Origin of the sequence: Bacteriovorax sp. DB6_IX, assembly GCF_000447775.1 — a bacterium.
GTDB lineage: Bacteria > Bdellovibrionota > Bacteriovoracia > Bacteriovoracales > Bacteriovoracaceae > Halobacteriovorax_A.
Genome location: NZ_AUNJ01000025.1, coordinates 1 through 7,423, shown reverse-complemented (window position 1 = coordinate 7,423; position 7,423 = coordinate 1). Strand labels below are relative to the sequence as shown.

At 38.9% G+C, this 7,423-nt stretch carries 6 protein-coding genes; 3 read left to right on the top strand and 3 right to left on the bottom strand.

What is annotated here, in order from left to right:
• A partial coding sequence (locus tag M901_RS00805; RefSeq protein ID WP_157679750.1) for an AMP-binding protein occupies positions 1–1,377 on the bottom strand: 1,377 nt, incomplete at its 3' end.
• Between the two features lie 145 nt (positions 1,378–1,522).
• Here M901_RS00805 and M901_RS00800 point away from each other — a divergent pair.
• Entirely contained in the window at positions 1,523–2,290 is a 768-nt protein-coding gene (locus M901_RS00800) for a site-specific DNA-methyltransferase (RefSeq protein ID WP_021276246.1), read from the top strand.
• On the opposite strand, the gene M901_RS00795 is transcribed toward M901_RS00800, so the two are convergent.
• On the bottom strand, positions 2,274–4,538 hold the full coding sequence (locus M901_RS00795; protein WP_021276245.1) for an RND family transporter: 2,265 nt from the start codon (positions 4,536–4,538) through the stop codon (positions 2,274–2,276). The two genes, M901_RS00800 and M901_RS00795, sit on opposite strands and share 17 nt — an antisense overlap.
• On the bottom strand, positions 4,528–5,727 hold the full coding sequence (locus M901_RS00790; protein WP_021276247.1) for an MFS transporter: 1,200 nt from the start codon (positions 5,725–5,727) through the stop codon (positions 4,528–4,530). Before M901_RS00790 ends, M901_RS00795 begins: the two co-directional genes overlap by 11 nt.
• A 147-nt stretch (positions 5,728–5,874) precedes the next feature.
• On the opposite strand from M901_RS00790, the gene M901_RS17325 reads away from it, so the two are divergent.
• Both M901_RS17325 and M901_RS00780 read left to right on the top strand, forming a co-directional pair.
• Complete coding sequence (locus tag M901_RS17325) at positions 5,875–6,225, top strand: hypothetical protein (protein ID WP_157679749.1); 351 nt, start codon at positions 5,875–5,877, stop codon at positions 6,223–6,225.
• Positions 6,167–7,045, top strand: a complete 879-nt coding sequence (locus M901_RS00780) for a phosphatase PAP2 family protein (protein ID WP_021276249.1) — start codon at positions 6,167–6,169, stop codon at positions 7,043–7,045. Before M901_RS17325 ends, M901_RS00780 begins: the two co-directional genes overlap by 59 nt.
• Positions 7,046–7,423 lie beyond the last annotated feature (378 nt).

The window sequence follows — 7,423 nt, the reverse complement described above, 5'->3', positions numbered from 1 at the left end:
ATTGAGCCCGTTAACGATAGTGAGGTCTTTTTTACGACCTGTAATATAAAGTTCTCCTCCTACCATATAACCGAGATCACCAGTTTTTAGCATTCCATCTTGAAAGAGGTCTTTATTAATATCTTCTCTTTGGTAGTATCCTTCCGTGGTTGAAGGACTTTTAATGAGAATATTTCCAATTGATCTCTCAGGGAGCTCATTTCCTCTATCATCAACAATTTTGACTTCAATATCGGCAAGTGGTTTCCCACATGAGACAAAGTAAAGATTATCTCTTTCATCTTTTGATCCGCTAGTTGAAGCTCTTTGATTTTCAAGCATCTCTTTCTTAGAGATAATATCAACTTTAAATGGCCTTCTATTGCGGTGAAAGCTAATTGCTAGAGTATTCTCGGCCATCCCATAACATGGAACAAAGGCCTCTTTCTTAAGTCCTGCGACTTTAAATGTCTCATAGAAGTTCTCAAGTGTTTTGTAATTGATTGGTTCAGCACCACAAAGTGCAATTCGAACAGAACTAAGATCAATGCTATCAAGAACTTTTTGGCGCACTCTTTTCATGGCCATGTGATAACCAGAGTTTGGCGCAACAATAATATTCCCTCTATATTGAGAGATCGTTTTTAACCATTTATTTGGATTAACTGCAAATTCATATGGTGTCATAATGTAGACATCATATTGATTGATAAAAGGTGTGAGGATTCCTCCAATTAGTCCCATATCATGGTGAACTGGAAGCCATGTAATAACATTATTTCCTCTTTCTTCATCGTGAATTTCATTAGTAATTTGTCTTAAGTTGGCAAGTACTTGCTTGTGCTTAAGAACGACGCCTTTTGGATTTCCTGTACTGCCTGATGAAAATTGAATAAAGGCAATATCGTCGGCATTTGGCATGTAGACTTCTTTTTCACGTTTTTTAAGATCTTTCCAATTCTCTTTACTTACAAGTAAAAGATCCATATCGCGAATAAGTTCTTGTAGGGAAGAGTTCCCAAGTAGAATATTGGCCTTTGTTGTGGCCTTAATACTTTTAATAATTTCTACATATCTCTCATCATTAATCCAAAGATTTGTTGTGACTGGAACAGGAATATTTCCACTCATCATAACGGCGAAGAAGTTAGTGAGGAATTCTAACGTATTTTCACCTTCTATTAGTATCGGCTCTTTATTTGAAATCGTCATGAGTCTAAGGGCCTTGTCCTTAGATAGCTTTAAGATCTCATCATGTCCAAGTGAGTTCGCAATGCCTTTAGGGCCCATAAAGTGTAAAAACTCTTTATTTGGTTGTGGGCTTTGGATTAGGACCTCAATTAAGGACTCGAATTTTTCCTCAAAATTCATAATTCTCTCCGATATTACTTTAGTCATCTCTTTGAATTCCTTTAATAAAATGCAAGATTTATTCCAAAATAACTGTCGAAGTTTTAGTTACTTAGCTCTTGTGGACTGTATAAAAATTAGTCGGCCATATCCAATGCTTTCAATGGTTTCCAAAGTCTGTTATATAGGGCACATGGCAGAACTATTTAATTTTGGTCCCCATTTCCATATCAATGGTGACTCTACAAATATTGAAAATTATCGCAAAATCATGGGGGAGAATAAGGCACAGATGCTCTATGCTGATCCACCGTATTGTCTTCTAGTTAGAAGAAATAAGAAGACCGGACAACTTCGCGACCCGAAGAAGGCCAAGATTAATCATGAGGCCGTCACTCGTTATGAGAATATTAAGGCCTATCGCCGCTTCACTGAGCAGTGGATGTCTGCAGCGACAGAATTTGTGGCCGATGATGGTGTTCTTGTGATTTGGACAAACTACTTAGGAATCGCGCCAATTAAGGCGACGGCGCTTAAGTTGGGTTATGAATATTTCTACGGTGAGTTTCTTTGGGGAAAGATTGCTAAAGAAAAGAATAGTGGTAATGAAACTAATGTTAGACTCTATGAAGTGGCCCTTGTTTTTTCTAAGGTTCCGCAAAAAGAGCTGGCACCAGAGGATCCACCAATTCAGTGGTCTGTGATTACCAAATATGATGAAGAAGGCCTGGCCTCGAAGTGGGGTGATCACCCTAATCACAAGCCCTTTTCATCGCTTGAGCCCCTAATTAGAACTTATACGAAACCGGGAGATCGAATTCTTGATCCATTCACTGGATCTGGTTCAACTCCTGATGCGACAATTAAGTTAGGTCGTTATATTTCTGGGATCGAACTGCGCCCGCAGTGGGCACAGATGAGTCAAAAGCGTATCGCAGAAATAGCTAGTCAACATCATTAAGCACTAGTGGCAAGATACTTAAATCTGTAATCAATGCCACTAGGAGTCCTCCTGACATTAACATCCCTAGGTTTTGATTCGGGATAAAACTTGCCAACATAAAACTTGCAAAGCTGGCCGAAAGGATGACTGAAGTAATGATGAGTGAAGGAGCTGTCTTTGTGAAGAGCTCTGTTAAAGCATCCTCACTATTTAGTCCCTTTCTACGCAGGGCCAAGAAATTCGAGCTGATATGAATCGTATCATCAACTGCAATCCCAAGAACAATTGAAGCAATAACGGCCGAACCAATATCAAGAGGTCTTCCTACAATTTCTAAGAGAACTGCTGTAAAAATAATCGGGATAATATTTGGAATCAAGCTCACAATACCAATCTTCACTGATCTCAGAAAGACCATAAGAATGAATGAAATTAAAACGAGTGCACATCCTAGTGAGATAAGAAATGAGCTAACAACTTTTTCGTTAATTGATTGCCACAGAAAACGCTTTCCAGTCAGTTTGATATCGAGATTCATCTCTTTTGCGATATCTTGAATCTTGTGGGCCATGGCAATCGCGCTCTTGGAATCTTGATTCTTAATAAGTGCTGTTATTCTCATCTTATCTTGTGAAAGAGTCATCTTGTCGTTGAGATTAGAACCCTCTGGAACACTTAATGTATAGAGAAAGAGAAATTGTGCGATCTGCTCTTTCGTCTCAGGGATGCGATGAAAGTCTTTATTGTCGTTGTGAAGAACCTCATTCATGCGTTTGATGACATCAACTATAGAGACCACTTGAGTGATATGGGAAAACTCCTCGGTAATGCGATTTGAAAAGGCCTCGACATTTCTAAGAAGCTCAGGATTTTTAACTCCATCTTTGAGCTTTGTATCGAGTGTCATCTCCATAGAGAAAACACCACCAACATTCTTTTCAACATAATCTAAATCTTTGGCAATAGGGAAGTCTTCATTGAAGTATCTTAGTGGGTCAGAATTGACTTCTAGGCCCATGGCAATATAGATACAAATAGCAGCGAGTGTTGTATAGAAGAGATAGACTTTCTTCTTATTTTCTAAGAGAAAGTGAACATACTTTTTAAAGTTAATTGGAATTTTAACTTCTCGAGTCTGAGAGGTCTTCTTAACGACCATTAGTGAGAGAGGGGCCAAGAAGAAGAAGGTAAAGAACCAAGCAAGTAATGTTCCTATCCCTGCAATGATACCCATATCTCCGATATTTTGAATATCGGCCGTCATAAAACTTAGAAATCCAATTGTCGTTGTGATACTTGTAATGATTGTTGGTAAGAAGTTCTTTGAAAGTGAACTTCTCATGGCCTCTTTTGTTTCTTGATCAAAACTGGTTTTAAAAAGATAGAAGGTGGAGACGATATGAATAGCATCGGCCAGTCCAATCGCAATGATAAATTCCGGTGTAATAGCGGTTAAGTTATGAATTGGAATATTGAGATAACCACAAAAAGAAATCATAACAATCATACTGAGTGTGATTGTCAGGATTGAGATTCCTAAGACTTTAAAACTTCTAAATTGATAGTAGATAAAGAAACAAATCAGAGCAAAGAGCAGGGGCAAAAGAATCTTAAAGTCCTGCATGGCCGATTTCTTAAAGGCCGATGTAATAACTGCATTTCCTGTGACTCTGAGCTCCACACCTTCTGGCGCCGGGTATTTCTTTAAGAGATCATCGATTTGTTTAAGGATGACACTATACTTTATTTTCTCTCCCATTTGCGGGCGCAATTTTACAAAGATGAGAGCGACTTTCAGATTCTCTCCCACAAAGTGTCCCATAATCTCATCACTAGACTTTGCTCTTTGTATCATTGACTGGATTGTGCTTTGGTTGAGCTCGGCATCTTCACTGAGAAAAGAATCAATCATAATCTCATCATCATGAGAGGAGATCCAATTGTAATTGGTAATGGACTCAACTCTAGCGGCACTTGGAATATAAATGGCCTCTTCCGTAATCTTTCCAATATAGGAGAGTGTCTTCTTATTAAAAATCCCCTCTGGGTTTGTGACGACGATAACGGTTGACTCACTAGAGCCAAATTCATCTTCAAATTTATCAATTGATTTTAAAAGTGGATCATCTTTTTTAAACCAGACGCGGTAACTGAAATTCTGCTTTGTTTGAAGAAGCCCTGGAATAGAGAGGGCCACGACAACCAGTGAGAGGATAATGGCCTGTATTGGTCTATTGATAATGAAATTGATAATCTTATGCTTCATGTTCTTCTCTTTTTAAGGCCTTTGAACTAAAGGCATTAAATCTGATAATATTTATTACGGCATAGCTTAGGGCCGCTCCAATAAGTAATCCCTTTGTTTCAACTCGGTTTCCGATTATTGAAATCAAAAAGGATGCCGAAATATTCGTGAGTGTAAAAATAAAATCCAGCACAGCGTTTGTTCTTGAGATAAAGGACTTATTTACAAAATTGGCAAGGTAGTTAAATTGCCCTGGCGCTCTTGTGAAAAAGAGAAATCCCCAAAGAAAGAAAATAAAGAGTGAGAAGTGATAACTAATCCCACTGGCCCAAAGAAATAATAGAATAGGCTCTACTAGTGAAGTGTAAAAGAGAGTTTTCCCAAGTCCAAGTTTTTGGCTAATCTTCTTGTTAAAGATGGCGCCTGTAATTCCACCAACTCCAAAGACGACCATCATTACACCATATTCTTTTTCTGTTTTAGCGAGCACCTCTGTTAGAAAGGGAAGAATTAAGGGAATGACAATTCCAGAGAAGACGCCAACAAGAGCATGTCTTTCGTAAAGTCCTCTTAGGTCATAGCGCCCTTTTATATGGTTAATTCCTTCTTTGAGATCTTCGAAGAAATTTGTCGAACTCTTCTTTATTTCAACAACATTGTGAATGAGTAGTAGCAGGATGATTGAGAGCGCGAATGTTGCCATATCCAAGTAGACAATTTCATCAAGCTTTTTAAAGTAGCTATAACCCCAAGTTCCAATTAAGGGGCCAGCAATATGAACAATGGCGTAGCTGGCAGAAAAAATATTATTGGCCTTGTCTATATGTTCAGTTTCGACGATATCAGTAATAAAGGCCCTCTTCGTAGGAGTTGAAATTCCTGCAAAGAAAGTTTTAAATCCATGCGTAAAAAGTAGCGCCCAAATATTATTAGTTAGAAGAAAGACAACTGATAGGGGAAGTCTTATGAGCTCACAAAGAATTAAAATATTCTTTCTATTATGCTTTTCTCCAATTGGGCCACCAGAGATATTTCCAAGTAACATTCCTGTGATGAAGAAGAGTTGTGTGAGTCCCATGTAGGTCTTATCTCCACCAGAGACTTTGTAAATATGAGTCATGAAGGCAAAGTTAAAGGCGTATGAACCAAGGGCAGAGATGATGGTCGCCACCATCATATAGGTGAATTTCATATTCTTAGGCATTTTCATTAGTTCTATTCTACCTTTTAACTAGTTTTAATTATTAAGGTGGCGAAGATTACCTAGGCTCATTTTGTAAAATATTGAACGCGTTTGTAACTAGCTGTTATTTGGTAAATATATCTTTTTTACAATCGTGAAGATTTATTTGATGTTATGCGTTATAACATGTTCATGAAGAGACTAAGAGAGACGATACTAAAAGGGTTATTACTATCAACCATGCTTGTGAACGGCTTCGCCCAAGAGGGCCAGCTTTTCTGGGAAACAGACGGATTCAAATCTTACTATGATCAAGATTGTGAATGGCGCTACGAAGGTTGTGTAGTAGTTGATGAAAATGAGCTGGATCTAAGATCAACAGCGAAACGTATGCTGGATGATATTTACAGCTGTAAGAATACTATTGAAGGATGTAGCGAGGAGGAACAAGGCTATATTCGATTCAATGGAGACTCAGAAGGAGCAAATCCGCCTGCAAAATCTTACAGGTGGAATGAGTCCTAATGAATTTTCGAAGCTTCTCAAGAAGTACGATCCTGAGCTAAAGCAAAAAGGATACTTTATTCCACTTGGTTTAAAGGATAAGGAACTTCTAATGCTTGCGGCATCGGCATCACTGGGGCTTGTTCTATTCCCATCTGATGAGGCCACAATGGACTTTGTCCAAGACCACAAGTCGGAGTTTACAGAGAGAATTGTTAAACCAACAAATGAAAACCACAGGGCCATCTTGGGTGGCGCTGCTGCCGGATCTTATTTTCTAGGTGTTGTTATGAAGGATAACAAACTTGTTAAGGCCGGGCTCTATGTTGTGACATCACAAATTGCCACACAGATTGTTACGGAAGGATTTAAAAAGACCTTTGGTCGTGCCAGACCAAATGCAGATATGGGATCAATGGCATGGGGAACTCCTGGAAAGTCATTCTTCTCAGGACACTCATCAGGAGCTTGGTCATTTGCCACAGTTTTTGCTGAAATTTACAAAGATAATAAGGTTATCCCATACCTCGCTTATGGTGTTGCCGCCCTAACTTCTTATGGACGTCTTCACGACAGAAAGCACTTCTTGTCAGACGTTTTCTACGGAGCAGTGGCCGGTCACCTAATTACAAAAATGGTGATGAGAATGCATGAAAAGGATGACTCTGCCGGTGGACTCATGGTCTTCCCAAGTTTCAATCCGGAAACAGGAACATTCATGGTCAACTTTGAGTATCAAAAACGCAGAAAGAAAAACACAAAACTTCACTGCGCAAAAATGCCAGACGGACCAGAAAAAATTGAGGCCTGTATTTACGAAGCATTTTTAAGATCTCAATAACGCCCGCGTCAAAATGCCAAGCATTTTGACGTCGGAGCTTTACCGTTGTGCCAGAGTCAAAAAAACGCGAACAACGTGAGCTTTTGACTCTGAGCATGTGCGGAGACCATCTCCGCAAAAAAAACCACAAAACCAAAAACAAAAAAAGCCCTCCATCAAAGAGGGCTTTCCCAACATAAGCCATTTAGCAAGTGCGAAACAAAAAGTGCATGGCACCGAAAGCTCTGTTATACTTAACAAATGAAATTTATATTTTTAGTGATGATAATGTTTTCTGCATCGGCATTGGTTAAGACTGAGCAGGTTATGAAGTTTGATGGAGTTGTTTGGGGATTTGACTTCCTTGATCAACATAGTGGTTTCGTGTCTCTTAGAAGT